General features: G+C 58.7%; 28 protein-coding genes. 10 read left to right on the top strand and 18 right to left on the bottom strand.

The window, feature by feature from the left end:
* Window positions 1-127: 127 nt before the first annotated feature.
* The 3 genes from fabI to fabA all read right to left on the bottom strand — a co-directional run bounded on the left by fabI (window position 128) and on the right by fabA (window position 2,756).
* Window positions 128-934 (bottom strand): enoyl-ACP reductase FabI, encoded by an 807-nt coding sequence (fabI, locus tag ACFVTJ_RS16375; RefSeq protein ID WP_386909085.1) that lies wholly within the window; start codon window positions 932-934, stop codon window positions 128-130.
* 6 nt (window positions 935-940) lie between these two features.
* Entirely contained in the window at window positions 941-2,164 is a 1,224-nt protein-coding gene (gene fabB / locus ACFVTJ_RS16370) for a beta-ketoacyl-ACP synthase I (protein WP_020011229.1), read from the bottom strand.
* A 76-nt stretch (window positions 2,165-2,240) separates the two neighbouring features.
* Entirely contained in the window at window positions 2,241-2,756 is a 516-nt protein-coding gene (gene fabA / locus ACFVTJ_RS16365; RefSeq protein ID WP_063949381.1) for a 3-hydroxyacyl-[acyl-carrier-protein] dehydratase FabA, read from the bottom strand.
* 316 nt (window positions 2,757-3,072) lie between these two features.
* Here fabA and irrA point away from each other — a divergent pair, with 316 nt between their 5' ends.
* The gene (gene irrA / locus ACFVTJ_RS16360) at window positions 3,073-3,492 is read left to right on the top strand and encodes an iron response transcriptional regulator IrrA (RefSeq protein WP_003507276.1); all 420 of its coding nucleotides are present in this window, start codon (window positions 3,073-3,075) and stop codon (window positions 3,490-3,492) included.
* 75 nt (window positions 3,493-3,567) lie between these two features.
* On the opposite strand, the gene ACFVTJ_RS16355 is transcribed toward irrA, so the two are convergent.
* Window positions 3,568-4,206, bottom strand: a complete 639-nt coding sequence (locus ACFVTJ_RS16355; RefSeq protein WP_386909082.1) for a trimeric intracellular cation channel family protein — start codon at window positions 4,204-4,206, stop codon at window positions 3,568-3,570.
* 78 nt (window positions 4,207-4,284) lie between these two features.
* Between ACFVTJ_RS16355 and ACFVTJ_RS16350 the strand changes: the two genes are divergently transcribed.
* Entirely contained in the window at window positions 4,285-4,803 is a 519-nt protein-coding gene (locus tag ACFVTJ_RS16350; protein ID WP_386909080.1) for a hypothetical protein, read from the top strand.
* Window positions 4,804-4,815: 12 nt separating this feature from the next.
* Here the strand turns inward: ACFVTJ_RS16350 and ACFVTJ_RS16345 are convergent, their stop codons facing one another.
* Window positions 4,816-5,526, bottom strand: coding sequence for a YoaK family protein (locus ACFVTJ_RS16345; protein ID WP_386909078.1), 711 nt, complete (start codon window positions 5,524-5,526; stop codon window positions 4,816-4,818).
* A 205-nt stretch (window positions 5,527-5,731) separates the two neighbouring features.
* On the opposite strand from ACFVTJ_RS16345, the gene ACFVTJ_RS16340 reads away from it, so the two are divergent.
* From ACFVTJ_RS16340 to ACFVTJ_RS16305, 8 genes are all read left to right on the top strand, one after another.
* Window positions 5,732-6,673 (top strand): ABC transporter substrate-binding protein, encoded by a 942-nt coding sequence (locus tag ACFVTJ_RS16340; RefSeq protein ID WP_386909076.1) that lies wholly within the window; start codon window positions 5,732-5,734, stop codon window positions 6,671-6,673.
* A 139-nt stretch (window positions 6,674-6,812) separates the two neighbouring features.
* Window positions 6,813-7,586 carry an ABC transporter permease gene (locus ACFVTJ_RS16335; protein WP_386909074.1) on the top strand — a complete coding sequence of 258 codons (774 nt, stop codon included), beginning with the start codon at window positions 6,813-6,815 and terminating at the stop codon, window positions 7,584-7,586.
* Window positions 7,586-8,371: an ABC transporter ATP-binding protein gene (locus ACFVTJ_RS16330; RefSeq protein WP_020011222.1), complete on the top strand. Its 786-nt coding sequence runs from the start codon at window positions 7,586-7,588 to the stop codon at window positions 8,369-8,371. Before ACFVTJ_RS16335 ends, ACFVTJ_RS16330 begins: the two co-directional genes overlap by 1 nt.
* 35 nt (window positions 8,372-8,406) lie before the next feature.
* Window positions 8,407-9,144: a histidine utilization repressor gene (gene hutC / locus ACFVTJ_RS16325; RefSeq protein WP_386909072.1), complete on the top strand. Its 738-nt coding sequence runs from the start codon at window positions 8,407-8,409 to the stop codon at window positions 9,142-9,144.
* 192 nt (window positions 9,145-9,336) lie between these two features.
* The gene (gene exbB, locus ACFVTJ_RS16320; RefSeq protein ID WP_386909071.1) at window positions 9,337-10,491 is read left to right on the top strand and encodes a tonB-system energizer ExbB; all 1,155 of its coding nucleotides are present in this window, start codon (window positions 9,337-9,339) and stop codon (window positions 10,489-10,491) included.
* 6 nt (window positions 10,492-10,497) lie between these two features.
* On the top strand, window positions 10,498-10,983 hold the full coding sequence (gene exbD / locus ACFVTJ_RS16315) for a TonB system transport protein ExbD (RefSeq protein WP_386909069.1): 486 nt from the start codon (window positions 10,498-10,500) through the stop codon (window positions 10,981-10,983).
* The gene (locus tag ACFVTJ_RS16310; protein ID WP_386909067.1) at window positions 10,980-11,909 is read left to right on the top strand and encodes an energy transducer TonB; all 930 of its coding nucleotides are present in this window, start codon (window positions 10,980-10,982) and stop codon (window positions 11,907-11,909) included. Before exbD ends, ACFVTJ_RS16310 begins: the two co-directional genes overlap by 4 nt.
* Window positions 11,910-12,058: 149 nt before the next feature.
* Window positions 12,059-13,048: an Ldh family oxidoreductase gene (locus ACFVTJ_RS16305; RefSeq protein WP_386909065.1), complete on the top strand. Its 990-nt coding sequence runs from the start codon at window positions 12,059-12,061 to the stop codon at window positions 13,046-13,048.
* A 221-nt stretch (window positions 13,049-13,269) separates the two neighbouring features.
* Here the strand turns inward: ACFVTJ_RS16305 and ACFVTJ_RS16300 are convergent, their stop codons facing one another.
* From ACFVTJ_RS16300 to ACFVTJ_RS16240, 13 genes are all read right to left on the bottom strand, one after another.
* Entirely contained in the window at window positions 13,270-13,515 is a 246-nt protein-coding gene (locus ACFVTJ_RS16300) for a transcriptional regulator (protein WP_386909063.1), read from the bottom strand.
* Window positions 13,516-13,980: 465 nt separating this feature from the next.
* Window positions 13,981-15,021, bottom strand: coding sequence for an AraC family transcriptional regulator ligand-binding domain-containing protein (locus ACFVTJ_RS16295; RefSeq protein WP_386909061.1), 1,041 nt, complete (start codon window positions 15,019-15,021; stop codon window positions 13,981-13,983).
* 87 nt (window positions 15,022-15,108) lie between these two features.
* Window positions 15,109-15,708, bottom strand: coding sequence for a phosphonate metabolism protein/1,5-bisphosphokinase (PRPP-forming) PhnN (gene phnN / locus ACFVTJ_RS16290; protein WP_386909059.1), 600 nt, complete (start codon window positions 15,706-15,708; stop codon window positions 15,109-15,111).
* Window positions 15,705-16,841 carry an alpha-D-ribose 1-methylphosphonate 5-triphosphate diphosphatase gene (locus ACFVTJ_RS16285; protein ID WP_386909057.1) on the bottom strand — a complete coding sequence of 379 codons (1,137 nt, stop codon included), beginning with the start codon at window positions 16,839-16,841 and terminating at the stop codon, window positions 15,705-15,707. The genes phnN and ACFVTJ_RS16285 overlap by 4 nt, the downstream gene beginning before the upstream one ends.
* Window positions 16,838-17,527, bottom strand: a complete 690-nt coding sequence (locus ACFVTJ_RS16280; protein WP_386909055.1) for a DUF1045 domain-containing protein — start codon at window positions 17,525-17,527, stop codon at window positions 16,838-16,840. Before ACFVTJ_RS16280 ends, ACFVTJ_RS16285 begins: the two co-directional genes overlap by 4 nt.
* Before the next feature lie 283 nt (window positions 17,528-17,810).
* Complete coding sequence (gene phnE / locus ACFVTJ_RS16275; protein ID WP_386909053.1) at window positions 17,811-19,160, bottom strand: phosphonate ABC transporter, permease protein PhnE; 1,350 nt, start codon at window positions 19,158-19,160, stop codon at window positions 17,811-17,813.
* Window positions 19,160-20,146: a phosphonate ABC transporter, permease protein PhnE gene (gene phnE / locus ACFVTJ_RS16270; protein ID WP_386909051.1), complete on the bottom strand. Its 987-nt coding sequence runs from the start codon at window positions 20,144-20,146 to the stop codon at window positions 19,160-19,162. The genes phnE (ACFVTJ_RS16275) and phnE (ACFVTJ_RS16270) overlap by 1 nt, the downstream gene beginning before the upstream one ends.
* Window positions 20,147-20,215: 69 nt before the next feature.
* Window positions 20,216-21,121 carry a phosphonate ABC transporter substrate-binding protein gene (phnD, locus tag ACFVTJ_RS16265; RefSeq protein ID WP_386909049.1) on the bottom strand — a complete coding sequence of 302 codons (906 nt, stop codon included), beginning with the start codon at window positions 21,119-21,121 and terminating at the stop codon, window positions 20,216-20,218.
* 85 nt (window positions 21,122-21,206) lie between these two features.
* Complete coding sequence (gene phnC / locus ACFVTJ_RS16260; RefSeq protein WP_077984535.1) at window positions 21,207-22,067, bottom strand: phosphonate ABC transporter ATP-binding protein; 861 nt, start codon at window positions 22,065-22,067, stop codon at window positions 21,207-21,209.
* Window positions 22,068-22,304: 237 nt separating this feature from the next.
* Entirely contained in the window at window positions 22,305-22,922 is a 618-nt protein-coding gene (locus ACFVTJ_RS16255; protein WP_386909046.1) for a DapH/DapD/GlmU-related protein, read from the bottom strand.
* Window positions 22,919-23,626 (bottom strand): phosphonate C-P lyase system protein PhnL, encoded by a 708-nt coding sequence (gene phnL, locus ACFVTJ_RS16250; RefSeq protein WP_386909044.1) that lies wholly within the window; start codon window positions 23,624-23,626, stop codon window positions 22,919-22,921. The genes ACFVTJ_RS16255 and phnL overlap by 4 nt, the downstream gene beginning before the upstream one ends.
* A gap of 67 nt (window positions 23,627-23,693) precedes the next feature.
* Window positions 23,694-24,470: a phosphonate C-P lyase system protein PhnK gene (phnK, locus tag ACFVTJ_RS16245; protein ID WP_004439249.1), complete on the bottom strand. Its 777-nt coding sequence runs from the start codon at window positions 24,468-24,470 to the stop codon at window positions 23,694-23,696.
* Window positions 24,467-25,369 carry an alpha-D-ribose 1-methylphosphonate 5-phosphate C-P-lyase PhnJ gene (locus ACFVTJ_RS16240; RefSeq protein WP_386909042.1) on the bottom strand — a complete coding sequence of 301 codons (903 nt, stop codon included), beginning with the start codon at window positions 25,367-25,369 and terminating at the stop codon, window positions 24,467-24,469. The genes phnK and ACFVTJ_RS16240 overlap by 4 nt, the downstream gene beginning before the upstream one ends.
* Window positions 25,370-25,452: the final 83 nt, after the last annotated feature.

Here is a 25,452-nt window from a genome sequence, read left to right as displayed (position 1 = left end):
ATAACCACCCCATGTTTAGATTCTGTTACTTCGATAAATTATACTTTAATAATTTCCGAATTTGGCACGTCCCAAATAAAAACCCGGCTCAGGGCCGGGTTTTCTCGGAATTGGATGAAGCGGAGACTTAATCCGCGTCGGCCCTGGCGAGAACCTCCAGCGTTGGGGTGGAGGTAATGTTATAGCCGCAGTCCACGTAGTGACATTCGCCGGTCACCCCTCGCGACATGCTGGACAGGAGGTAGAGCGCCGATCCACCGATATCATCGATGTCAGCAGTCCGCCGCAGCGGTGCGTTTTTCTGGTTCCATGCGTAGATCGCGCGCGCATCCGAAATGCCAGCGCCCGCGAGCGTGCGGACCGGACCGGCCGAAATGGCGTTGACGCGGATATCGCGCGGGCCGTAATCGGCGGCGAGATAACGCACGGACGCCTCGAGAGCCGCCTTGGCGACGCCCATGACGTTGTAGTTTGGAATGACGCGCTGCGAACCATTATAGGTCAGCGTCAGCATGGAGCCGCCATTGGTCATCAGTTCTGCGGCGCGCTTGGCGATTTCCGTGAAGGAGAAACAGGAGATGACCATGGTGCGGCTGAAATTCTCGCGCGTCGTGTCGGCGTAAAGACCTTTCAGCTCGTTCTTGTCGGAGAAGCCGATGGCGTGCACGACGAAATCGAGCGAGCCCCATTTTTCGCGGATCGTCGCAAACAGCGCATCCACCGAAGCTATATCTTCGACATCGCAAGGTACGATGAAGTCGGAGCCGAGTTCCGCGGCGAGCGGTTTCACGCGCTTGCCAAGCGCTTCACCCTGGTAGGTGAAGGCGAGTTCCGCGCCCTGTGCCGCAAGCGCCTTGGAGATGCCCCAGGCGATCGAGTGATTGTTTGCGACGCCCATGATGAGGCCGCGCTTACCTTGCATGATGCCGTTCATGGGCAATTATCCGTTATGACGCTGGAAGACGAGCGTAGCGTTGGTGCCGCCAAAGCCGAAGGAATTGGAAAGAATGGTGTCGATCTTGGCGTTGTCGATGCGGCTGCGAACGATCGGAACGCCCGCAAATTCCGGATCAAGCTCGGAAATATGCGCGCTTTCGCCGATGAAGCGTTCCTGCATCATCAACAGGCCGTAGATCGATTCCTGCACGCCGGCCGCGCCCAGCGAATGGCCGGTGAGAGATTTTGTCGACTGGATGTGCGGGATCTTGTCGCCGAAGACTTCGCGGATCGCCCCGATTTCCTTGCTGTCGCCAACCGGCGTCGATGTGCCGTGCGTATTGATGTAGTCAATGTCGCCCTTGACGGTGGAAAGAGCCTGCCGCATGCAGCGGATCGCGCCTTCGCCTGAGGGGGCAACCATGTCGTAACCGTCAGAGGTCGCGCCATAACCGACGATTTCGGCATAGATTTTTGCACCGCGTGCCTTCGCATGCTCCAGCTCTTCGAGAACCAGAACGCCCGCACCGCCGGCGATGACGAAGCCGTCGCGGTTCACGTCATAAGCGCGCGAGGCGACGTCGGGAGTTTCGTTGTATTTGGACGACATGGCGCCCATGGCGTCAAAAAGGTTCGACATCGACCAGTCGAGATCCTCGTGGCCGCCGGCGAACATCACGTCCTGCTTGCCCCACTGGATCATTTCGGCGGCGTTGCCGATGCAATGCGCCGAGGTGGAGCAGGCCGAAGAGATGGAGTAGTTGACGCCGTGAATCTTGAACCAGGTCGCGAGCGTGGCCGATGCGGTGGAGGACATGGCCTTCGGCACGGCAAAGGGACCGATGCGCTTCGGGCTGTTGTTCTTCAGCGTGATGTCGGCAGCTTCGACGATGGTACGGGTGGAAGGACCACCCGAACCCATGATGATGCCGGTGCGCTCATTGCCGCTGATATCGCTCTCTTCGAGACCGGAATCGGCGATCGCCTGCTTCATGGCGACGTGGTTCCACGCGCCGCCCTGCGACAGGAAGCGCATGGCGCGACGATCGACCAGATCGGTCGGGTCCAGAGACGGCTTGCCCCAGACCTGGCACTTGAAACCGTGTTCGGCAAAATCCGGCGAAAATGAAATGCCGGATTTGGCATTGCGCAGCGACGCGGTGACCTCAGCGGCATCACCGCCGATGGAGGAAACAATACCGAGGCCGGTGACAACAACTCGTCTCATCAAAGGGACCTTTTCTTTAGATTTCGGCTGGGCGACTGAAGGCCGTCCGGCGTTTGTCTGAACTATTTCGTCTGCCTCAGGCAGCCTTTTCCTTGGACAGGCCGACCCGCAGGTCGGATGCCTGATAGATGGTTTCGCCGTCCGCCTTCAGCCAGCCATCGGCGGTGCCAAGCACCAGGCGGCCACGCATCACGCGCTTGAAATCAATACCGTATTGCAGGAGTTTGGTGTGAGGGCGAACCATGCCCTTGAACTTCACTTCGCCGGTGGAAAGCGCCATGCCGCGGCCTTCTTCACCCAGCCAGCCCAGGAAAAAGCCGGTCAGCTGCCACATGCCATCAAGGCCCAGGCAGCCCGGCATGATCGGGTTGCCCTGAAAATGGCAGGGGAAATACCAGTCATCGGGGCTGACATCGTATTCGGCGCGGATAAAACCTTTATCGAACGCGCCACCGGTCTCGGAAATTTCGGTGATGCGATGGACCATGAGCATGGGGGGCAATGGGAGCTGTGCATTTCCCGGGCCGAACAATTCGCCGCGACCGCAGGACAGGATCTCCTCGTAATTGTAACTTGATTGCCTCGTTGCCATACCGCTTTCACTTCCCAATTACTGGTGTTGATCGACTTCACTAGAGCAAGTTAGGTTCAAAATGAAGCGCTGCAAGGGCAGAGGCGGTTTCGCCCCCATTCTTTGTCTTCATAACCTTCTTTGCCGAAGTCATTACCTCAATATGCCGTCCGCATACAGGAAGCATCCGGCTGGAACCAGAGGAAATTTGCAAGAATGGCCGGTTTACAGCCATTTGCGACACTCGGCGGCGCTGAAACTATTGAAAGCATTCCCTGCAAAAGATATATGCTATTGCAATTGACGGGTTTCATACCCCTGTTTGGAATGGGATTGCATGGCATTTGACGCCACATTGGATATCGGAACGAGGCTGCGGCGCTCGGGGCTGCGGCCCACGCGCCAGCGCGTTGCTTTGGGCGATCTTCTTTTCGCAAAGGGTGATCGCCACCTGACGGTAGAGGAACTGCATGACGAGGCGGTGACCGCTGGCGTGCCCGTTTCTCTCGCCACGGTTTACAACACGCTGCATCAGTTTACGGAAGCCGGCCTGATCCGCGTTCTCGCCGTCGAAGGCGCGCGCACCTATTTCGATACCAACGTGTCGGATCACCACCACTTCTTCGTGGAAGGCGAGAACGAGGTTCTCGATATTCCCGTTAACAATCTCCAGATCGACAATCTGCCGGAAGCGCCCGAGGGCATGGAAATCGCCCATGTGGACGTGGTGATCCGCCTTCGCCGCAAGCGCGGTTGAAGCTTTTGCCCGATGACGGAGATGAAAATGGCGCCCATGAGGCGCCATTTCTGTTTTCAGCGGTCATTTCCTGTATCACTTCATGACATCTTCCGGCGGCCTGCCGGGCTTGGCTTTATAGGGCGGAAAAGTCCAGCCGAAGATCAACGCGCCCGCTCGCACGCAGAAAGCCGTGAGGAAACCCGCCGCTGATGCGGCATAAAGCGGTGCGCCAAGGAAATAGACGACAATGAAGGTGGAAGAGCCCAAAAGCGCGCAGGTAATGTAGATTTCCGGGCGAAGGAGAACGGAAGGTTCCCCGGCGAGAACATCGCGCAGCACACCACCAAATGTCGCCGTCAGAACGCCGGTGACGATGGCCACGGTTGCTGAGCCACTTGCCGCAAGACCCTTGGCAGCCCCCATCACGCAATAGGCGGAAAGACCGAGTGCATCGAGCCAGATCAATACTCGGTAACGGGATTCGAAGAGATGCGCGGTAAAGAACAGCAGAACCGCGACCGAGACGCAGACGAGAATATAAGTGGGATTTACCACCCAGAACACCGGCGCCCTGCCGAGCACGAGATCACGCACCGTGCCGCCGCCGATGCCGGTCGCGGCTGCGAAAAACAGGAAGCCGATCAAGTCGAGCTGCTTGCGCGAGGCAGCGAGTGCGCCGGTTGCGGCAAACACGGCGACACCGGCATAATCGAGAAAACCCAGAAGCGTCATGAAAAGGTTCCCCCCGGAAATACGGGCTGCGAACACGTCAGTGTCGCGCAAGCACTAAACTCTAGGCTGGCCGCCCGGATGATCGCAACATCCATAACCCAAACGGATGCAAAGGAAAATGCCGTGCGAATCGCTCTCGTTGCCGCTGTTCAGGCGCTGGTTCTCTTGATGTTTCCGGCGGTGCTTTCGGCGCAGCAGCAGCTGGTGAGCGACCCCGAAATCTATGAAAAGGACCATTTCCGCACCGAGTGCAAGGTGGCGGCTTTCGGCGACGATTTTGTTACACGGCTGGATATAAACAATGACGGGCTGATGGATGCTGTCGTCAATCATGGCGTTCTGGATTGCGACGGCGAAAAAGGCCGCGCCTGCGACGATGAGGGATGCCCCTATAATTTCTACGTCCAGGTAAAAGAGGGCGGTTATCTGATGATCGCGACGGCGCGGATCTACGGTTATGACTTCATCAAGCGGTTCGGCAACATGGTTTTCGTGCTGAAGATGCATCCGCGTTATTGTGAGCGCACCGACAAGGAGCCCTGCCTGATGACGGTGCGTGTGCGCGGCACGAAATTCGTCACCATTTCACGAAAGTGACGGCGGCGATTTTCAGGGCGTAATCCGCCGGATTTTGACCCGTTGATTGTAGCGCTGGCGAAGCGAGCGCGGAATGAGGAAGGTGGCGATGGCAACGGCGAAAACCATGGCCGCAACCACCCAAAGGGCATTCGCTTGCAGCGTGGCGGCGAGAACGGCGCCGCAGATCGCGCCGCAGATCATGCCCAGCCAGGGCACGATTTGAATGCCCCAGTCGAGGCTCCGTTCGCCAAGAAGAAAACGGCCAATGCCGCGGCCGAAACGGGAAAGCGCACCGGTTACATAGGTAAGCCCGATCGGCAGCCCCTCTATGTGTTCGACGGCGGCGTTGACCATGCCCATGGCGAAAACGACGAGATAAAACTGGGCAAGAGCGAAAGCTTCACCGCCGAGCAAGGCGGAAATGACCACGAGCGATCCCACAGCCATCAGAACGGCAAAGATGCGCCGGTCGAACTTATGCGCCACCACGATGCCGCCGGCATTGCCGGCCACGAAGGCAACGATCGCAAGAAGCAGTTTCGCAGCATGGGAATAGAGGCCAGCCTCCATAGAGACTGCGGCGCGCGTCGTGTTGCCGGTCATGAAAGACACGAAGTCGCCGGAAATATGGAGGCCCACCGCATCAGTCATCCCCGCAATAAAGGAAATGGCGGCAACCAGTGCAATTCCGGTCCCGGTTCGTCTTGCCCTGATGATATTGCGACGTCTTTGTCGGGTCATGGAAAAAGCTCGATATGAAAACACAGCATGCCCGGCGCGGGCAGTGTTATCCTATCTCTAGAATGCCGGACGGCGCATCTGCAATCTTTCTGGAGGCATTCGGAGGCCTCTATTTTGTCTAGACAAATATAAAATCCCTGCCTACCATGCCTCAAATAAAGCGAAAAACAACATCGCACAAAAATAAATCAAAGGGGTTCAGATCATGACGAAAACGTGGGTTCTCGCCGCCATCGCAGCGCTCGCCTCATCCGCTTCTGCCTATGCCGAGACGTCGGTAACGATCGGCATGTCCGGCTGGACCGGCTTTGCGCCGCTGACGCTTGCCAAGCAGGCAGGCATTTTTGAAAAGAACGGCCTGAAGGTCGATATCAAGAAGATCCCGCAGGCCAGCCGCCATCTGGCTCTTGCGTCAGGTGACATTCAGTGTGCCGCCACCACGGTGGAAACCTGGATTGCCTGGAACGCCAACGGCGTGAAATCCACCCAGATTTTCCAGATGGATAAATCGCACGGTGCGGACGGTATTGCCGTGCGCAGCGACGTATCAAAGGTTGCCGACCTCAAGGGCAAGGCGATTGCAGCGTCTGCGCCGGGCACGTCACCTTATTTTTTCCTTGCCTGGATTCTCAAGGAAAACGGTCTGACCCTCAAAGATGTCAAGGTCGTCAACCTTGAACCGGGACCGGCCGCGCAGGCCTTTGTCGCCGGCCAGAACGATGCGGCCATGACCTATGAGCCCTATCTCTCGACTGTTCGTGCCGCCCCTGACAAAGGCAAAATCCTTGCGACAACGCTGGATTATCCGGCTGTCATGGATACGTTCGGCTGCACGCCGGATTTCCTGAAGGCCAATCCGCAGGCGGCCAAGGCTCTGGCGGACAGCTATTTCCAGGCACTGGAACTCATCAAGTCCGAACCGGAAAAGTCCTATGAGACGATGGGAGCGGATGTGAAGCAGGCGGGCGAGGCCTTCGCTGCATCGGCGAAATTCCTTGAATGGCAGGACAAGGCCGCCAACCAGAAATTCTTCGAGGGTGAATTCAAGACATTCTCTGAAAAAGCGGCCGACCTGCTGCTGGAAATCGGTGTGATCAAGTCGAAACCCGATCTTTCGACGCTTGCGGATACGTCCTTCATCAAGTGACGGAATAAGCCGCCGCATTCCCAGCGGGGAATATCGCGGCCAGAGATGAGTGAGAGCGTCGATTGTGCGTCATGAAAGGCGCAAGGCGCTCTGATGGCGCGGCGAAAGTGCCGCGCCGGTTTTTCGGACAGGCGACAGAATGCAACCTCTTCAACCCATCAGGAACAGTACGAGAATTGCTCTCGGCATCCTGTTCTTCGTGCTGTTTTTCTCCGTCTGGGGCTTTGCCACCCTGGGCGGTTTCGTGTCGCCGACCTTTCTGGCCGACCCGATCACCATGCTGAAAGACGGTATCTATCTGCTGACGGATCAGGGATTTGCCGGCGATATCGGCATGACGATCTGGCGCGTCGTGGGCGGTTTTGTGCTGGCATCCCTCGTCGCCGTGCCTGTCGGCATTGCCATGGGGGCTTATAAGCCGATCGAGGCGCTGCTTGAGCCCTTCGTTTCCTTCGCGCGCTATCTGCCGGCTTCAGCCTTTGTGCCGCTTCTCATCCTCTGGGCCGGCATAGGCGAGATGCAGAAGCTGCTGGTGATCTTCATAGGCGCGGTGTTCCAGATCATCCTGATGGTGGCCGTGGCGGTTGCCGGCACAAGGCGTGATCTGGTGGAGGCCGCCTATACGCTGGGGGCGAAAGACCGTGGTGTGGTGCGCCGTGTCCTCATTCCCGCCAATGCGCCCGACATTGCCGAAATCCTTCGCCTCGTCCTCGGCTGGGCCTGGACCTATGTCATCGTTGCGGAGCTGATCGGCGCCTCCTCGGGCATCGGTTATATGATTATCAACAGCCAGGCGCTGATGGCGACCGGGCAGATCATCTTCGGCATCATTGTCATCGGCGTTATTGGCCTCATTTCGGATTTTGCGTTCAAATCATTGAACCGGAAGCTTTTCGCCTGGAGGCTTGCCTGATGAGCGAACTCGTTATCAAGGGCGTCAGCCGCACCTTTCCAGGCGTGCAGGGTGGGCAGCCGACATTGGCCTTGCAGCCAACCAATCTGGAAATCCCGCGTAATGATTTCGTCACCATCCTCGGCCCGTCGGGATGCGGGAAATCGACCTTGCTGCGCATCATCGCTGGTCTCGACCGCCCGACCACGGGCGAGGTGCTCTTGTCCGGCAAAGCGGTGACGGGCCCAGGAGCGGATCGCGGTATGGTGTTCCAGTCCTACACGCTGTTTCCGTGGCTGACGATCCGCGAGAATGTCGCTTTCGGCCTGCGCGAACGCGGCGTTGCCGAGAAGGAAAAATGGGAGATCGTCGATAGCTATATCGACAAGGTCGGTCTGCGCGGCTTCGAAAACCATTGGCCAAAACAATTGTCCGGGGGCATGCAACAGCGCACGGCCATTGCCCGTGCGCTCGCGAACGGTCCTAAAATCCTGCTGCTCGATGAACCTTTCGGGGCTCTCGACAACCAGACGCGCGGCCTGATGCAGGAATTGCTGCTCGGCATCTGGGAGCGCGAGCAGAAGACGGTCATTTTCGTCACCCATGATATCGAGGAAGCCGTTTTCATGGCGTCGCGTGTCGTAACCATGTCCGCAAGGCCGGGCCGCATCAAGTCGATCACGCCGGTCGATCTGCCGCATCCGCGCCACTATACCGTCAAGGCCAGCCCGGAGTTTTCCGAATTGCGTGCGAAACTCACGGAGGAAATACGCAGCGAGGCAATTGCCGCTGCTGCCCATGGATAGCTGATCCGGCAAGAGGGGAGGAGAGACGTATCGGTATGAGGAGCACAGGCGCCGATCTTCAGGAAAAATCGCTGCACGAGCGCATCCGTAACGATGTCGAGCGCCATATCATGTCGGGCGAATGGCCCCCGGGATATCGAATTCCTTTCGAACACGAGATGACCCGGCAATATGCCTGTTCGCGCATGACGGTGAACAAGGCGCTTGGCGAGCTGGTACAACGCGGCCTGATAGAAAGGCGCCGGCGTCTTGGCACTTTTGTTCGCCAGCCCCATGCGCAATCCGCCGTACTGGAAATCCACGATATCGAGCGGGAGGTGCAGGCGCTCGGTCTCGTTTACGGCTACCGTCTTGATAAGCAACGGCTGCGCCCTGCGGGCAAGGAAGATGGCGTCGCCATGGCGCTTGCCGCCGATGACCCGGTTCTGGAGCTCACCTGCACGCATTTTGCCGGTGGTGTGCCCTTTTGCCTTGAGGAACGCATTATCAATGTCACCGCTGTTCCCGAGGCGGAACATGCTGATTTTTCGCAGGTCGGACCGGGAACCTGGCTGCTGAAAATGGTACCCTGGAGCGCTGCCGAACATCGCATCAGCGCCCTTTCCGCAGACCGCAAAAACGCCACGGCGTTGGGTATTGCTTCCGGTGCGGCCTGTCTGGTTATCGATCGCCGCACCTGGCACGGGACAGATTACATCACCAGTGTCCGGGTTAGCTATCCCGGGGACCGGCATGCGCTGGTTGCGCAGTTTTCGCCTTCACAAAACAGCTAAAACTGTCTGGGCGATCAATTTTTCGTAAAGAAGAGTTTGCGAGTCGTCTTTTGACGATATAATAGTTGTTAAAAGAACTCAGGTTTATTATCGGAACGTCGAGCTTATACGACGATGTCCGTTGATGGCCCCGGTTTTCAGGACCGGTCAGTCTGCGGATGAGTTCATCGACGGAAATCCGGGATAAAAACTATGTCAGCTGCGACCTTCACCTCTTCCGCGCCCTCCACTAAGGCAAACGCAATACGGCATGCCTCCCTTGCCATGACTGTGGCCTTGCTGACGGGCCTGAGTGCCGGTGCGGCTTTTGCTCAGTCCGCTCCTGAAGCCCAGATTCAATCCGCGCCACAGGCGGAAACGGTTCAGCCCTCACAGGCGCCGACAGCTCCTGCAACGCCGAGCCCACCAGCCGCCGAACCTTCCGCAACCGCGCAGCCGTCATCGCCCCAGGCCGCGCCCGCTCAGTCCGCAAGCGATCCCGCGCCGGCACCTGAAGGCATTGCGCCGCAGCCAGCGCAGACCGGGCAACCAGTACAGACGAACCAGACGGCCTCGCCGAGCGAAATTGCCACCCCGGTCGAACCTGTCAGCACCCAGCCGACCAGTGCCGAACGTCGCGCGGACATTCCGCACAACCTGTCTCCTTGGGGCATGTTCATGGCGGCGGACTGGGTCGTCAAGGGCGTCATGATCGGCCTCGCCTTCGCCTCGTTCGTCACCTGGACGGTCTGGGTGGCGAAATCGATCGAGCTCGCAGGTGCACGGGTGCGTGCCGGCGCGACGCTCAAGGTCATTCGCCGGGCAAAAACACTTGATGAGGCCACCGATGCCGTCGAAAACAAGGGCGGGCCTGCCGCGCTGATGCTGCGCATGGCAACCCACGAAATGCAGCTTTCCGATGCGGTGGTCGAGCATACCGACGGCGGCGGTATCAAGGAGCGCGTCTCCTCGGCGCTGTCGCGGATCGAAACCCATGCGGGCCGCCGCATGTCGCGCGGAACGGGTGTTCTGGCGACCATTGGTTCCACCGCTCCCTTCGTTGGCCTCTTCGGCACGGTTTGGGGCATCATGAATTCCTTCATCAGCATTTCGGAAACGCAGACCACCAATCTCGCCGTCGTCGCGCCAGGTATTGCGGAAGCGCTGCTCGCAACCGCCATCGGCCTTGTCGCGGCCATTCCGGCCGTGGTGATCTACAACGTCTTCGCCCGCTCGATTACCGGATATCGTCACCTGCTGGCGGATGCCGCAGCGGGTGTGGAGCGCCTCGTCAGCCGCGATCTCGATTTCCGCCGAGTTCCGCCAGGCAGCACCAGCAAGCCGGCCGTATCGCTGGTTGGACGGTGACCGGTCATGGCTGGCGGCATTCGCGAAAATAGCGGAGACGATCTCTCCGAAAACCATGAGATCAACGTTACACCTTTCATCGATGTGATGCTGGTTCTGCTCATCATCTTCATGGTGGCTGCACCGCTCGCGACCGTCGATGTGAATGTCGATCTGCCAGCATCCACCGCCAAACCGGCGGAGCGGCCGGAAGAGCCGCTTTATCTGACGGTCAAAGACGATCTCTCGCTCAATCTCGGCAATGATGCGGTTGCCCGCGAGGCGCTCGCGGCAGCCATCGACAGGCAGACCGGCGGCAAGAAGGATACGCGTATTTTCCTGCGCGCCGACAAGGCCGTCGACTACGGCCACTTCATGGAAATCATGAACCTGCTGAGAGATGCCGGTTATCTGAAGATCGCCCTGGTAGGGCTGGAAAACGCGGCTGCGGCGTCGCAGCCCGTCGCTACTGGCCAACCCGTGGCGTTGGCAGCGCAGGGAACCGCGCCATGACTAAAAACGGCTACCCGCAGGCCCGGCATTCCCGTCTCGGGGAAGTGACGCTGTGGTCCGCCGCGGCGCTGCTCATGCTGGGCGTTCATGCCGGTTTTGCCTATTATCTGATGCAGGAGCCCGAGGAGCAGGAAGCCGGCGGGCCGCCTCCTGCCGCGATCATGATCGAAATGGCGGCGATACCGGAAGCCGTCAAGACTGAAGAAACGACGCCGGCGCAGGATGTCGAAGACGCCGAAGAGGTGAAGAGCGACAGCAGCGAACCGGTGGAAGAAGCCGCCCCGGAAGAGCCGCCGCCACCGGAGCCGGTTGCGGAAACGCCGCCACCACCGCCTGAACCGGTGCAGCCGCCTGAGCCGCCGGTCGAGGAGATCGTCGAACCGCAGGAAATTCCCGAACCCGTGGAACCCATCGATCCCGTTCAGGAGCAGATGATGGCGGAGCTCGAAAATGTCGAGGTTCCCTTGCCAGTCGTAAGGCCTCCGCCGCCACCCGTCGAAAAGAAGGTGGAAAAGAAAGAGCCGGAAGAGAAAAAGAAGGTCGAGCGCCAGCGCCCCAAACCGCAGCAGGCATCGGAATTGCGCGAAACCGCAAAGGCGGAAGCCCAGCAGTCCGACCGGACGGCGGCATCGCGCAGCAATGCCGGTTTCTTCTCGTCTTCGTCCATGTCAAATGCCGACTGGGGTGCGAAAGTGCGCTCGGCGATGCAACGGCGACTGGTGCGTTCAGCTGGAAAATCGGGAATGACCATTACGGTTTCGTTCAAGATTGACAGCGGCGGATCCGTCGGCGGGGCGAGGATTGTTTCATCCACCGGCGACTCGGCGATGGACCAGAAGCTTCTGGCCGTCATACAGAAGGCGTCCGTCTCGCCGCCGCCGCCAGGCGCAAATACGAGTTTTACCTTGCCGATTCTTTTCAAGTAGGCTGGAACTGAACGATTATCTCAGGCATCCCAGCTCCGGAAAGGATGGGATGCCTTATTTATTATCCATGTTGATTTGCAGCGGTCCTATGCCGCAGAGTAGGACCAATCCGTCCCATCGCATGCAATCCAACAGGAATCACGAAAATCATGAAATTCTCAATCGCAGAGGCGGAGGATCTCGTATCTTCTATCTTTGAGCGTAATGGCGTTCTGCCGCAAAATGCTCGTTCGGTGGCAAAGGCGCTGGTCGCTTCCGAGGCGGCTGGTCAGGGCGGCCACGGTTTTCGCCGTATCCCAGTTTATGTTCGCCAGGCGCGGGTTGGAAAGGTGGACGGCCAGGCGCGTCCCATGGTGAAGCGCGTGAAGCCGGGCGTTCTCTCCATCGATGCCAATCATGGTTATGCCTATCCCGCGATCGACTGCGCTCTGGACGAATTGCCTGAAATGGCCCGACAGCAGGGTATCGCGCTTGCAGCGATCCATCGCTCTCATCATGCCGGTGTCATGGCTCTGACGGTCGAGCGGTTCGCGGAAATGGGCCTTGTCGCGCTTATGTTCGCCAATGCACCGGCCTCCATGGCGCCCTGGGGCGGCAGCACGCCGCTTTATGGCACCAACCCCATCGCCTTTGCGGCGCCTATCGGCGGTGCCGATCCGCTGGTCATCGATCTGGCCCTGTCCAAGGTCGCGCGCGGAAAGATCATGGCGGCACGACAGAAGGGTGAAACCATTCCCGGCGATTGGGCGCTCGACAGAAACGGCCGGCCGACCACCGATCCCGAAGAGGCCATTGCCGGAACGATGGTGCCTGCGGGTGAAGCCAAGGGGGCTGCCTTGGCGCTGATGGTGGAGATCATGGCGGCCGCGGTGACGGGTGGAAATTTCGGATTCCAGGCATCTTCCCTCCTGGACGACAAGGGCGCGCCGCCCTCTCTCGGCCACACGATCATCGCCATAGACCCGGCATTCTCTGGTGGCGCGGCCTTTACCCAGCGGCTGGCACTCATCGCCGGTGAGATCGAAAAGCAGGAAAATGTGCGTCTGCCCGGTCGCCGCAGCCAGGGCATCCGCAAACAGGCTTTGGAAAGCGGCATCGTAATCGAAAGCGATATCCTCGCCGAGATTCAATCGCTCTGAAGCGACAAGAAAAACCCGGCGGATCGAATATGATCCGCCGGGCAAACCCGATATGGCTGCTTCGCATTTGCGTCGAAAGGACCGGACATCATGTCCAGCCCGCTTTTGGTCCGCCATCCCTCCATAGACATGGAGGGATCTGACGCAAAAAAGCCGCTCATTCGGTTTTCAGCTTACGGGAGGGGACGTTTCGCGTAAGCCGGGAAAAAGCAGAAGATCGATTATGCGTCGTGTTCGATCAGCCCACGAAGCAGAGCAATGCTGACGGCGTTCAGCAGATTGGCCGCCCCCAGTCTGTTTCGCACCCGCTCCAAAGTTTCCTTCACTTCCGTTTCGTCCGCGCCGGTTATCAGAGCGACGTGGGAAGGATGTTTACCCCGTGCGACAAGTCCCAGATAATGTCGCTCACGATCCGAAAGGACGATGTCGCGCGTCTGATGATGTTCATGCGGCATTTTTGAAGACATTTTCTTTCAGCCTCAAAAGAGATTGACCTGTCCCGGGTGTACGACCATCTGGTGATCTCGCCCCCGAAACCGGCTCATTGACCGCTCGGTTTATACGCGAACAGAAACGTCAGTTTCGCCAATAGGTTTCATCTCGCATCAGGAATTATGCAGTAAAAAGCCGCTTTCGCGGCCAGCCGGTCCCGGTGTAGACGATATTTCGGGGCATTGAGAGAAGTGCCGCGCCATTGCCGAGACCATAATCACGGGTCGTGCGCAGAATGTAGGTTCAAAGCTCTGGAATGTTTTTCGTCATATCCCGGGGATATGGGGTGCTCCAATAAGCGATGTTCCGAGCCGATAAAATAACATCGGGCGCCAAGTTTTGTATTTCTATTGTTACGTTTCGGCACATCTTTCAAAAAACGCCGACATATTTCTTAATTTTTATGGGTGTTTCCGAAATATTGATGCTGATAACATCTGTCAGCCGGCGGAATGATGCGCGTGTTTCCTGCGAATATCCGTGGGTGTTGCCCCGAACCAGCGCGAAACGGAACGCGAAAAGGCCCCGGGAGTGGAATAACCAAGCCTGTAACTGATGTCGGATACTGGAAGATCGCTTTCGACGAGGAGTTTGAAACCGGCATTTTTGCGAATGGCGTCCTTTATCTCGTTGAGATTGGTGCCAAGCTCGGCGAGCCGCCTTTGGAAGCTCCGTTCCGACAGGTTGAAATAGGGGGCGATCTCTCCGAGTGAAAGTTCCGCGTCCGACAGCCGCATCTGCATATAGCGTTTCACCTGATCGATGAAATGGGTCGCGTCCGCCGACGTTTCCGGCCGCAACATGCGGCATTGCAGATTCATCAATTCGAACAGGCGTTCATCCGCATTCGGATTGGCAACATCCAGAAGCGATGCCGGAAGTCGCATCGTGTGAATGGCTTGGGAGAAGCTGACCCGTCTGGTCAATCTGTCTTTAAATAGCTGAATATTATTTGGTTTCTGTCGCTCCAGACCGATCTCGATCTGGTTCACTCGTTCTCCGAGAATATCGCGCAGCCGCTGCATCAGAACGGCAAGCGACAAATCCACATATTGATCGCGCTTGGGGATCGCGGGCGCGAAGGACCAAGACAGGGTCACCTGCGCGGCATCCGTTACCATGGTGAAATTGCTGTTATTGGTGGCGTAATAAACATGGTCCTGAAGAAAACGCAGGAACGAGCGTACCGTTGGAGCGCTGATCAGCCCATATCCAAACGCGCCGGATGCACCGGGTGGAAAGGTGGCGGCGCATTGCAGGCCGAAGGCGTCATCGCCGGAAATCAGTGCGCAGGTTTCGAGCAGGCGGGAAAATCTGTCGAGGCTGATGCGTTCCGTCAGACTGCTGAATGTGGCGGGATCAATATCCAGAGCCCTGCAGATGGGAACAATATCGATGCCCCGTGACCGGGCATAATTACTGACGCCGGCGGCGAGACCGGCGACCACAGATATCTCGTCACTGACCCTTTTTTCGGGCATTCCTCGCCTTGGCGTACCATGTTTGGAAATTGTCGCCTGATGGTAAGCCTTGAAAGCGTGTTTGTCGAGCAGCCCGGCTGCGGCATTTTAAGGGTGATTGAAACCGGCGCTTTGTTGCAACACCTGCATGATGCTTTCTCCGGCGTCTTCGATTGCGCCGCTATTGTCGACGGTCGTGACATCGAAATCCCCTGCGACGGCCAGCGAGCTGCGTTCCAGCCGGCGCAGGATATCGTCCCGGCTTTCCCGTCCGCGCTGTTCCAGCCGCCTTGCCAGCACATCCGGCCGCGCAACGATGTTCACGACCTTCAAGCGGGAAAAGGCGGCGCCAAAATGGGGAAGGGCCGAGCGCGAACCATTGGCGATGACAACCTCTCCCGCTTCGAGATGGCGATAGACGGCGGCCGGAATACCGTATTTCAGACCGTGCGCCTGCCAGGAGACCGCAAAGGCGCCTGCATCCTCCAGCTGGCTGAATTCGTGCATCGAAACGGCATCGTGATTCTCGCCACCCGCATCGCAACTGCGGGTAATGACGCGACGCGTGAAATGGAAACCCGGGCGACCGGACAGCCGCGCCGCCGCATAGTCCATCAGCGTATCCTTGCCGGCCCCGCTCGGGCCGACAATCACGATCATCGTGCCGGGCGACAATGTGCGCCGGCTATCGTCTCCATCGGTGGTCATGCCACACGCTTGCCCTGGCGCCAGACCGAACGGGCGACCGGCACGCCATCTTCGCGGTGGACCCTTACCAGATCGGCCCGCAATCCGGTGGCGATACGGCCCCGGTCAACGAGGCCGACCGTGCGTGCCGGCGTGGCGGTAACCATGCGCAATGCTTCCGGCAGGCTGATGGCCTCAACCTGATCGGCGAGCAGGAACGGTGCAAAGAGCAGGCTGAAAGGCACGTAATCGGAGGAAAGAACATCCAAAACGCCGATCTCCGCAAGATCGCGCGCGGCGATATTGCCGGAATGCGACTTGCCGCGAACGATATTCGGCGCGCCCATCAGGACGCTCATGCCGGCGCTGTGCGAGGCCTTTGCAGCCTCAACGCTGGTGGGGAACTCCGCCAGTTTCACGCCATGGCCGATCGCTTCGCCGACATGGGCTTCGGTGGCGTCGTCATGGCTCGCAACGGTGATACCACGCTCGGCGCAGCGGGCAGCCAGATAATCACGATGCTTGGTGGAATATTCCGCCGATGCGGCCTGCCGGCGCCGCACGAATTCGGCAAAGGCCTCGTCGCTCAGTCCGCGCTTCTTCTGATAATAGAAGATATACTGATCCATGGATTGGAACTGGCGCTGACCCGGGGAGTGGTCCATCAGCGAAATAAGCCGCACGCGCGGATCGGTTTCGAAGTCCTCGAAATGTTCGAGCACATCGGCAGAGGCCACTTCGCAACGCAGATGCAGCAGGTGGTCCGCCCGCAGACGATTCTGATCCGCTGCCGCCTCGATGGCATCAGCCATCGCCCGCATTTCGCCCTTCTCGAAGCCGCCATCCTCATCTGAACCAAGCCGCAGGCAATCGAACACGGTGGTGATGCCGGAGGCGGCCACCTGTGCGTCATGTGCCTGAATGGCGGCGATCTTGTCCCAGATCACGCCTGGGCGCGGCGAATAATGCTGCTCCAGATGGTCAGTGTGGAGTTCCACCAGACCGGGGATCAGGAAGTCGCCTTCGAGGTCTTCTCCGGTTTTGGAAGCGCCTTGGCTGATATCAGCAATCTTGCCGTCACGGATCAGAACAGATCCCAGAATAATATCGTCTTCCAGAACGATACGGGCATTGGAAAGGGCGTGCTCGGTCATGGGTTCGCATCTTTCTTTGGTGGCTGGGCAAGGGGGTGCCAGCTATGAACGGTAAAGGGCGCGCCGCGCGTTTCTTCAATGAACAAGGCGAGGCCGGAAATGGCGAGAGGGCGGTCGGTGAATTCAGCGAACCGCGTCGAGAGAACCTCTTGTATGGCGGGCTGCTCATCTTCATCGATACGGCCGGTCAGCGTCATATGAAAACGAAAGTCATCCATCACATGCGGATAACCCCAGAGAGAGAGATTTTGTCGCTGGCTTTCCGTCAGCATCTGCGGCCGTCGGCGGGCAATATCGGTCTCGGACAGGGGCGCGCGGAACCGATCGAAGTGATCAACAACGTCGGCGGCAAAATCCTGTAGCGGCTGGTAAATACGGTCTGGAACCAGCGCGAAAAACGGCCCAAGCGCCCCGACGACGACGCGCGGTATCTCGAAGGCGGACTGATTGGCCGCAAAGTCTTTGACGGTCGCGAGAAGCTCCGCTTCGCTGTATTTTTCGGCAAGCTCAAAGGGGGCCTTCAGGGTCGCGTGGAAACCGTAACGGCGCGGTTCCTCCGTCAAATCGGCATAGTCGTGGTGGTCGTCGTGCAACGTGCCGGAAAACGCATTGCGGCCCAGCCAGCGCGACGCCGTTTCAGTCAGCGGATGATCTTTAGCCGGAGAAAAATAGATGGCGTAGCGCACGGCAAGCACTCTTCGGTGTCATGGAAAACCAGGGATGAGAAGCTATTTGGCGTGACTCGCCCGCTTCCCGCAAGGTCAGGAGTGCGAGTAATCGCTTTCCGTGACAGAATGATGATGCAGATGGAAAAAAAGCGCACTCAAAACGTGACAGATACTCCCACCACGATGAAGGCGCAGACGAAGATGGTGGAGAAATAAGGCCGGCGCAAATCGGGACTGCGTAAACGTTCGGGACGAGGGATAACGAACATCGTTGCGACTTTCGTTATCCAGCCCGTTAGGCCTAATGCTGTGTTTTACCGATAAGCCGCGAACGCAGCGAATTGGAAATATGGTCGAACAGGAAAACGACGAAGAGGATGAGCAGGACCATATAGGCGACCTTGTCCCAGTCGGCATTGGTGCCCATCGCTTCCAGCAGCTTCAGGCCGATGCCGCCGGCGCCCACCGCACCGATGATGGTGGCGGAGCGAGTGTTGCTTTCCCAGAAATAAAGGGATTGGGAAATGAAGACCGGCAGGACCTGCGGCAACACGCCGAAGCGATTGACCGCAATCGGCGATGCACCGACCGACTTGACGCCCTCGCGCTGCTTGTCGTCGACATTCTCCAGCGCTTCGGCATAGACCTTGCCGAGTGCACCGGTATCGGTGAAGAAGATCGCCGCAATGCCGGGGATCGGCCCCGGACCGAAGCTGCGGGTGAAGAACAGCGCCCAGATCAGCATGTCGATGGAGCGCAGGAAGTCGAACAGGCGCTTCATGCCCCAGTTTGCTGCCTTGTTTGCGGTGATATTGCGTGCCGCTATGAAGGCGAGCGGCAGGGCGACGAGCGTGCCGAACAGCGTGCCAACAAATGCCATCACCAGCGTCTGCATCAGCTTGGACAGGATATCCGCATGTTGCCAGACGCTGTTATCGAGGAAATCATCCACCATGTGACCGATATTGGACCGTGCGGGATCGAGCCTCTCTCCCCACAGAGCCAGTGCTGCCAGTTGGCCGTAGCTCTTGCCCCAGAATTCTGAATGGGTGTCAAAGAAGAAGTTCGCCCATCCGAGAAAGCGGCGCTGCACATAGACCTGGCTGGTGCGGATCTCGGCCTGACCCGCAAAGCCGTAATGGACGAGCACCTTATTGCCGTCCTGCCGGATTTCCTCCGGTGCGTTTTGCGGCGCTAAAGCCTGATCACCATTGATAACGACAGGATAACTCCTGCCATCGACATAGACATCGACCCGCGTCGGCGTCACATCGAGGCGGTTGTCCGAGCCCGCATAAAAAACGCTGTAACCGCCATCCGGCAAGGGCTGCAGCCAGTCGATCTTGGCGTCGGCTGGATATTGTCCGCGGCTCGACCATTGTGGCTGAACCTTGCCGTCTTCGAAGCGAAGGCGCGGTTGAGCACGCCAGGAATACCAGTCCTGAATATAGCTGGAGGCGCGATCCCATCGACCCTGCATGAAAGCCGGGCCGACATTAAAGAAGAAGAAGCAGCCGATGAGGTAGGCGGTGACGGCGAGAAGGCCAACGAGCAGGCCATATCGCTGCATGAAACTGCGGTTGAACACGTGTGGATGTGCAGCCGTCAGCCTCTCGCGGTCAGCGGTGTTGAGAATGAAGCTGGACGACATCAGGCCGCTCCCCGTCCGAATTCGAAGGATTGTTGGCCGATCAGCCTGCGGCGCAGCCAGCTGGAAAACTGGTCGACGGCAATGATGGTGATCAGCAGAAGGATGATGATGGCATAGGTCTTCGCCGCGTGATCGTTACCGATCGACAGCCGGAAGACCTCGCCGATGCCGCCGCCGCCCACGGCGCCGATAATGGTGGAGGCGCGTACGTTGATTTCGGCGCGCAGCAGCGCATAGGAGACGAAATTGGGCAAAACCTGCGGCACGATGGCAAAGCGCACCCGCTCCAGCCAGTTGGCGCCGGCTGCACGCAGGCCTTCATCCGGTTTCATGTCGGCATTTTCCACGACTTCGAAGAAGAGCTTGCCCAGCGCACCGATCGTATGGACCGAAATCGCGATGATGGCCGCGATCGGACCGATCGACAGGATGGCAGTCAGCAGTCCGGCGACGACGATTTCGGGAAAGGCGCGCAACACCTCCATAATCCGGCGCACCACCCAGCGCACGAGGCCGGCGCCAACGAGGTTGGTCGAGGCGAAGAAGCAGAGCACAAAGGCGAAACTCGTGCCGATGATCGTCGAGACCAGCGCGATATTGAGCGTGATGACTAGTTGGTAGATGAAGTGCGGTATGTAGAAGCCGTCGGCGATGTAAACGCGATCTGCGACATAGTTGTATTTCAGCGAACCATCCGCATAGGGAGAGGGCAGGTCGAACATCGCCCGGAAGATTTCCAGCGGACTATCCGGCACGAAGGTCTTCATGAAATCGAAGAAATAGGGCAGGCGCTCGAAGAATTTGCCCGAGTTTGCTTCGTTCGCGAAATTCAGGGAGGCGGCGAGGACGATGAGGAAGATGACGAGCGAAAGGACGGTATAAATGCGTCTTGTCTTCAACTGCTGTTGATAATGACGCATGACCGTTTTGGACGATGCGCTCAAGCCCTCGGGCGCGTGGGTCCCATTGTGCAGTGTGATCGCCATGCCGCTTTTCCTTTATTGGCAAAAGCGGCGGCGCCGTAAGCACCGCCGCCTCCGGATGAGAGCTGAGGATTAGCCGCCGATGACGGACTTACGAGCGTCGATGATCGTCTGGTAGAAAGACGGATCGACCTTGATGTAGGCAGTGTTCTTGCCTTGGGTGAAGCCCTGGAAGCATGCAAGGTCCTTCTTGGGCAGTTCCATGAAGAAGTCTTCTACCTTCTGCTTCATGTTGTCGCCGATCTTGTTGGCGACGAGCAGCGGACCGTTCGGTATTAGCGGCGACTTCCAGACCTGAACGATATCGTCCATGTCGAGGTTACCCTTCTTGACCATCTGATGAAGGTTACCGCCGGAATAGCCTTCTTCCCACTTGCCAACGCCCGAACCGAAGGTGGTGCCGACGTCAAACTTCTTGTCGAGAACGGCGAGAACGAGGTTCTCGTGGCCGCCGCCAAATCCGGTTTCAGAGAAGTATTCCTTCACCGGGACGCCCGTTTCTTTCGGGATCGCCACGTTCGGAATAAGGAAGCCCGAGGTGGAGTCCGGGTCGGCGAAGCCGATCTTCTTGCCCTTGGCATCGGCCAGCGTCTTGATACCGCTGTCCTTACGGGCAATCATGATGGTGTAATATCCGCTGGAGCCGTCAGAGCCCGTGTAGGTCAGAATCGGATCGACAGCCTTGGGGTCGGCAATAGCGATCTTGGCATAGGACGACGCGCCCATGGAGGCGATGTCGATGGTGCCGCCGAGCAGGCCCTGGATGACGCCGTTATAGTCCGGCGAGGGGAAGACCTGAACTTCGGAAACGCCTGTCGCAGCCTTGAGGCCATCGGCAACGCACTTGGTGTTGCGGATCTGGTCGGCTTCGTTTTCGGAACCGTCGAGACCGATACGCAGAACCTTGACGTCCTGAGCCATGGCGGAACCGGCCAGAACGCCAAGGGCGACTGCCGAAAGAAGCAATTTCTTCAACATGGACTTTCTCCTGTTTCCCGGCGAGCCGGAGTTTGTTGTGAAATATTGGCCCTTGACGCGGGCACAAACGATGCTGAGCGGTTCCTCAGAGCCCGGCGAGAGCGAGCGGTTCAGGGCCGGCAGATTGCTGCACCGGACGCGCGGCAAGCTGCGCGCCGGGAATATTGATGCTGGTCGAGGTCATTGTCTCGTCGATGCCGGAGCCTTGAGAATCGGTTCCGTAGATTTCGGTGACGGCAGCAGCCGTGAGCTCGGCGGGCGTTCCATCGAAGACGACGCGGCCCTGAGACATGCCGATGATGCGTTCGCAATAATTGCGCGCCGTATCCAGCGTATGCAGATTGGTGATGACGGTGATGCCTTCGCGCTCGTTGATGTCGCGCAACGCGTCCATCACGATCTTGGCATTGAGGGGATCGAGCGAGGCGATCGGCTCATCGGCCAGGACCATCTTCGGAGACTGCATCAACGCACGCGCGATGGCGACGCGCTGCTGCTGGCCGCCGGAAAGAGTGCCTGCCGCCTGCATGGCCACATGCTCGATGCCCAGCCGCTCCAGCGCGGCGATCGCCATCAGCCGCTCCTCATGGGTGAAGATGTTGAAGAGGCTAAGCGCCGTCGAACGGTGATTAAGGCGGCCGAGCATGACGTTGGTGAGCACGTCGAGGCGGGGCACCAGATTGAACTGCTGGAAGATCATGGCGCAGTCGCGCTGCCAGTTGCGGAGCGCCGCACCCTTCAGCGCCGAGACTTCGGTATCGTTGAAATGAATGGAGCCCGAGGAAGGGTCGACGAGGCGATTGATCATGCGCAGCAGCGTCGATTTTCCCGCACCGGAGCGCCCGATCACGCCGACCATCTGACCCTGCGGTATCTCGACATTTACGGAATCGACCGCAGTGTGGTTGCCGAAACGGCGCGTGACTTGCTTCAGGTGAAAGCTCATTTCCCCGTCCAATCTTCTTTTGACGGGGTTCCACGTAACAGCGGTGCGTGAAGCGCGAATGTCAGTTTGATGAATAAAATATTACAGGTTTCCGCGGTGCTGCCTGCGCCTGTTCGCCGACAAAGCTTTCAGGAGGTATCTCGGTGCGCAGGAATCCGCACATCTCTCAAAGGCCTCAAGACAAAAAATCCCGGAGTTTTACTCCGGGATTTTTAGCTGTTTCAGAAAAGGAAGGTTTTATCCGCCATATTTCGCGACGAAATCCTCTGCCGCCAGATTGCGGAAGTCGTCGAGAGCGCCACGCAGAGTTGCATGGTTCCAGTCCCACCATTTCAGATCATCCATTTTCCGGCCCAGTTCAGCCGGGAAGCGTTCCCGGATCAGCTTGGCGGGCACGCCGCCGACGATGGTATAAGGGGCAACGTCTTTTGAAACGACCGCACCTGCGCCGATCACCGCGCCGTTTCCAATTGTTACGCCGGGCAGGATGGTTGCGCCGTGGCCGATCCAGACATCGTGGCCGATGACGACGCGCTTGGCGCGGCGGGCAGCGAAGAAGTCCTTTTCATCCTCGGCGTCGTCCCAGTAGTTGTGGGCGCGATAGGTGAAATGGTGCAACGTGGCCCGTGACATCGGATGATTGGTGGCGTTGATGCGGACGGAAGCGGCGATGTTGACGAATTTGCCGATGCTGGCGCACCAGATGGCGCCATCCTGCATGACATAGGAGTAATCGCCCATTTCGACTTCCTCGATCCGGCAGCGCTCCGAAATTTCGGTGTAGCGGCCGATCGATGAATTGGTGACGCGGGCACTGTCGTGGATGACGGGTTCGAGACCGACTCTGGAATTCATGCTGCTGCCTTCCGGGGAGAAAATTGCGAGACGTCGAGAATGCGGTCGGCCACGGCTTCGCGCACTTCCTCATCATGGAAAATGCCGAGCAAGGCGGTCCCCTTGCGCTTCTTTTCGGCGATCATCTCGACGACGACCCGCCGATTGGCGGCATCCAGCGAGGCGGTGGGTTCGTCGAGAAGCAGGATCGCGTGATCGGTGATGAAACCGCGTGCGATATTCACACGCTGCTGCTCACCGCCGGAGAAGGTTGCCGGCGGCAGCGACCATAACTCCTTCGGCAGGTTGAGTTTCGAAAGCAGCGTCGCTGCCTGCTCGCGCGCCTCCTCGACCGCAACCTTGCGGGCAAAAAGCGGCTCGGCGACGACGTCTATCGCTGGAACGCGCGGCACGGTGCGCAGGAACTGGCTGACATAACCAATCGTGCGGTGGCGTATTTCGAGGATCGTGCGCGGCGAGGCGCTGCCGATATCGATGACATCACCCTGATGGCGGATGAGGATCTGGCCGCTGTCGATGGCGTAGTTGCCATAGAGCATTTTCAGGATCGAGCTTTTGCCAATGCCCGAAGGGCCGCCGAGCACGACGCATTCGCCGCCCGAAACGGAGAAATTGACATCGCGGACGACTGGCAGCTCGATACCGTCGCGAAGATGCATGGTGAAGCTTTTGAAGACTTCCGAAACGATGAGAGGCGTCGTCATGGTAGGTTCTTTCTTTCTGCGCGTGACTTTATCCGAAAACCGGGGACCACTTTTCAGAGCAACGCGGCTAGACCTGCAAAATGGAGGAAACAAGCAACTGCGTGTAGGGCTCGCGCGGATCGTCCAGCACCCGGTCCGTCAGACCGTGCTCGATGACGTCGCCGCCCTTCATCACCATCATCCGATGCGATAGCAGCCGCGCGACGGCCAGATCATGGGTGACGACGACGACGGCAAGCCCGAGATCGTTGACGAGGCCGCGTACGAGATCGAGCAGGCGCGCCTGCACCGAGACATCGAGGCCACCGGTCGGCTCATCCATGAAAACGAGACGCGGGGAGGTAACGAGGTTGCGGGCGATCTGCAGGCGCTGGCGCATGCCGCCCGAGAAGGCGCGCGGCTGGTCATCGATACGGTCGGTGCCGATTTCCACCCGCTCCAGCCATTCGCTGGCCGATTGGCGGATATTACCGTAATGCCGGTTACCAACAGCCATCAGCCGCTCGCCGACATTGGCGCCGGCAGACACCGCCATGCGCAAGCCATCCGCCGGGTTCTGATGCACGAAACCCCAGTCGGTCCGCATCAGGAAACGTCGTTCAGCCTCACCCATGTGGTAGAGATCACGCATGGAGCCGTCGCGCATGCGATATTCCACGCTTCCAGCCGTTGGCATCAATCGGGTGGAAATGCAGTTGAGAAGCGTGGTCTTGCCGGAACCGGATTCACCGACGATGGCGAGCACCTCGCCAGGGTAAAGCTCGAAGGAGACGTTGCGGCAACCGGCACGGTCGCCGTAATATTTGGAAACGTCCCGGACTTTCAAAAGCGGTGCGTCGCTCATTCTGCGGCCTCCTTCACATCCGCCAGCAGGTGGCCCTTGTGGCCATGGGCGCGGCGGTCTTCGCAATGGTCGGTATCGGAGCACACGAACATGCGTCCGCCCTTGTCATCAAGCACCACTTCGTCCAGATAGACATTCTCCGCGCCGCACAGTGCGCAAGGCTTGTCGAAGCGCTGGACTTCAAACGGGTGATCCTCGAAATCCAGGCTGACGACGTCGGTATAGGGCGGTACGGCATAGATGCGCTTTTCGCGCCCGGCACCGAACAGCTGCAACGCCTCCGACATATTCATTTTCGGATTGTCGAATTTCGGCGTCGGAGAGGGGTCCATCACGTAACGCCCGGCAACCTTCACCGGATAGGCATAGGTGGTGGAGATGCGGCCGTTGCGGGCGATGTCCTCGTAAAGCTTGACGTGCATCAGGCCGTACTCTTCGAGCGCGTGCATGACACGGGTTTCAGTCTCGCGCGGCTCGAGGAAGCGCAGGGGCTCGGGGATCGGAACCTGATAAACGAGGACTTGGCCCGAATGCAGTTCCTCCTCGGGAATCCGGTGCCGCGTCTGGATGATGGTGGCATCGCCGGTGCGGGTGGTGACATTGACATTCGCTACCTTCTGGAAAAAGGCGCGGATCGAAACGGCATTGGTCGTATCGTCGGCGCCCTGGTCGATCACCTTCAGCACGTCATCAGGACCGAGGATGGAGGCCGTCACCTGCACGCCGCCGGTGCCCCAGCCGTACGGCATGGGCATTTCGCGGGAAGCGAAGGGAACCTGATAGCCTGGAATGGCAATTGCCTTGAGGATCGCCCGGCGGATCATCCTTTTGGTTTGTTCGTCCAGATAGGCGAAGTTGTAGGCGGCCAGTCCGTCGTCAAATGAAACTTCTTTAAGCATTGCGCGTTAGCCTTGTGAAAAAAGGAGTACAAGCTCATGGAGATTGGAATTCTTGCAGCCGTGTTCTTTGCTGTTTTTGCAGC

It is taken from the genome of Agrobacterium sp. NPDC058088 (genome assembly GCF_042885035.1).
Taxonomy (GTDB): Bacteria; Pseudomonadota; Alphaproteobacteria; order Rhizobiales; family Rhizobiaceae; genus Agrobacterium.
This window is presented reverse-complemented; position numbering and strand designations above follow the sequence as displayed.

Coding starts and splice junctions, on each gene's coding strand:
- ACFVTJ_RS16340 (WP_386909076.1), top strand. CDS start 5,732: ATGACGAAAACGTGGGTTCTCGCCGCCATCGCAGCGCTCGCCTCATCC.
- phnN (WP_386909059.1), bottom strand. CDS start 15,708: ATGACCACCGATGGAGACGATAGCCGGCGCACATTGTCGCCCGGCACG.
- ACFVTJ_RS16300 (WP_386909063.1), bottom strand. CDS start 13,515: ATGTCTTCAAAAATGCCGCATGAACATCATCAGACGCGCGACATCGTC.
- fabA (WP_063949381.1), bottom strand. CDS start 2,756: ATGGCAACGAGGCAATCAAGTTACAATTACGAGGAGATCCTGTCCTGC.
- phnL (WP_386909044.1), bottom strand. CDS start 23,626: ATGACGACGCCTCTCATCGTTTCGGAAGTCTTCAAAAGCTTCACCATG.
- ACFVTJ_RS16255 (WP_386909046.1), bottom strand. CDS start 22,922: ATGAATTCCAGAGTCGGTCTCGAACCCGTCATCCACGACAGTGCCCGC.
- phnE (WP_386909053.1), bottom strand. CDS start 19,160: ATGTCGTCCAGCTTCATTCTCAACACCGCTGACCGCGAGAGGCTGACG.
- irrA (WP_003507276.1), top strand. CDS start 3,073: ATGGCATTTGACGCCACATTGGATATCGGAACGAGGCTGCGGCGCTCG.
- ACFVTJ_RS16350 (WP_386909080.1), top strand. CDS start 4,285: ATGATCGCAACATCCATAACCCAAACGGATGCAAAGGAAAATGCCGTG.
- fabI (WP_386909085.1), bottom strand. CDS start 934: ATGAACGGCATCATGCAAGGTAAGCGCGGCCTCATCATGGGCGTCGCA.
- exbB (WP_386909071.1), top strand. CDS start 9,337: ATGTCAGCTGCGACCTTCACCTCTTCCGCGCCCTCCACTAAGGCAAAC.
- ACFVTJ_RS16295 (WP_386909061.1), bottom strand. CDS start 15,021: ATGCCCGAAAAAAGGGTCAGTGACGAGATATCTGTGGTCGCCGGTCTC.
- ACFVTJ_RS16240 (WP_386909042.1), bottom strand. CDS start 25,369: ATGCTTAAAGAAGTTTCATTTGACGACGGACTGGCCGCCTACAACTTC.
- ACFVTJ_RS16310 (WP_386909067.1), top strand. CDS start 10,980: ATGACTAAAAACGGCTACCCGCAGGCCCGGCATTCCCGTCTCGGGGAA.
- phnE (WP_386909051.1), bottom strand. CDS start 20,146: ATGGCGATCACACTGCACAATGGGACCCACGCGCCCGAGGGCTTGAGC.
- fabB (WP_020011229.1), bottom strand. CDS start 2,164: ATGAGACGAGTTGTTGTCACCGGCCTCGGTATTGTTTCCTCCATCGGC.
- phnK (WP_004439249.1), bottom strand. CDS start 24,470: ATGAGCGACGCACCGCTTTTGAAAGTCCGGGACGTTTCCAAATATTAC.
- hutC (WP_386909072.1), top strand. CDS start 8,407: ATGAGGAGCACAGGCGCCGATCTTCAGGAAAAATCGCTGCACGAGCGC.
- ACFVTJ_RS16355 (WP_386909082.1), bottom strand. CDS start 4,206: ATGACGCTTCTGGGTTTTCTCGATTATGCCGGTGTCGCCGTGTTTGCC.
- phnC (WP_077984535.1), bottom strand. CDS start 22,067: ATGAGCTTTCACCTGAAGCAAGTCACGCGCCGTTTCGGCAACCACACT.
- ACFVTJ_RS16285 (WP_386909057.1), bottom strand. CDS start 16,841: ATGACCGAGCACGCCCTTTCCAATGCCCGTATCGTTCTGGAAGACGAT.
- phnD (WP_386909049.1), bottom strand. CDS start 21,121: ATGTTGAAGAAATTGCTTCTTTCGGCAGTCGCCCTTGGCGTTCTGGCC.
- ACFVTJ_RS16330 (WP_020011222.1), top strand. CDS start 7,586: ATGAGCGAACTCGTTATCAAGGGCGTCAGCCGCACCTTTCCAGGCGTG.
- ACFVTJ_RS16305 (WP_386909065.1), top strand. CDS start 12,059: ATGAAATTCTCAATCGCAGAGGCGGAGGATCTCGTATCTTCTATCTTT.
- ACFVTJ_RS16335 (WP_386909074.1), top strand. CDS start 6,813: ATGCAACCTCTTCAACCCATCAGGAACAGTACGAGAATTGCTCTCGGC.
- exbD (WP_386909069.1), top strand. CDS start 10,498: ATGGCTGGCGGCATTCGCGAAAATAGCGGAGACGATCTCTCCGAAAAC.
- ACFVTJ_RS16345 (WP_386909078.1), bottom strand. CDS start 5,526: ATGACCCGACAAAGACGTCGCAATATCATCAGGGCAAGACGAACCGGG.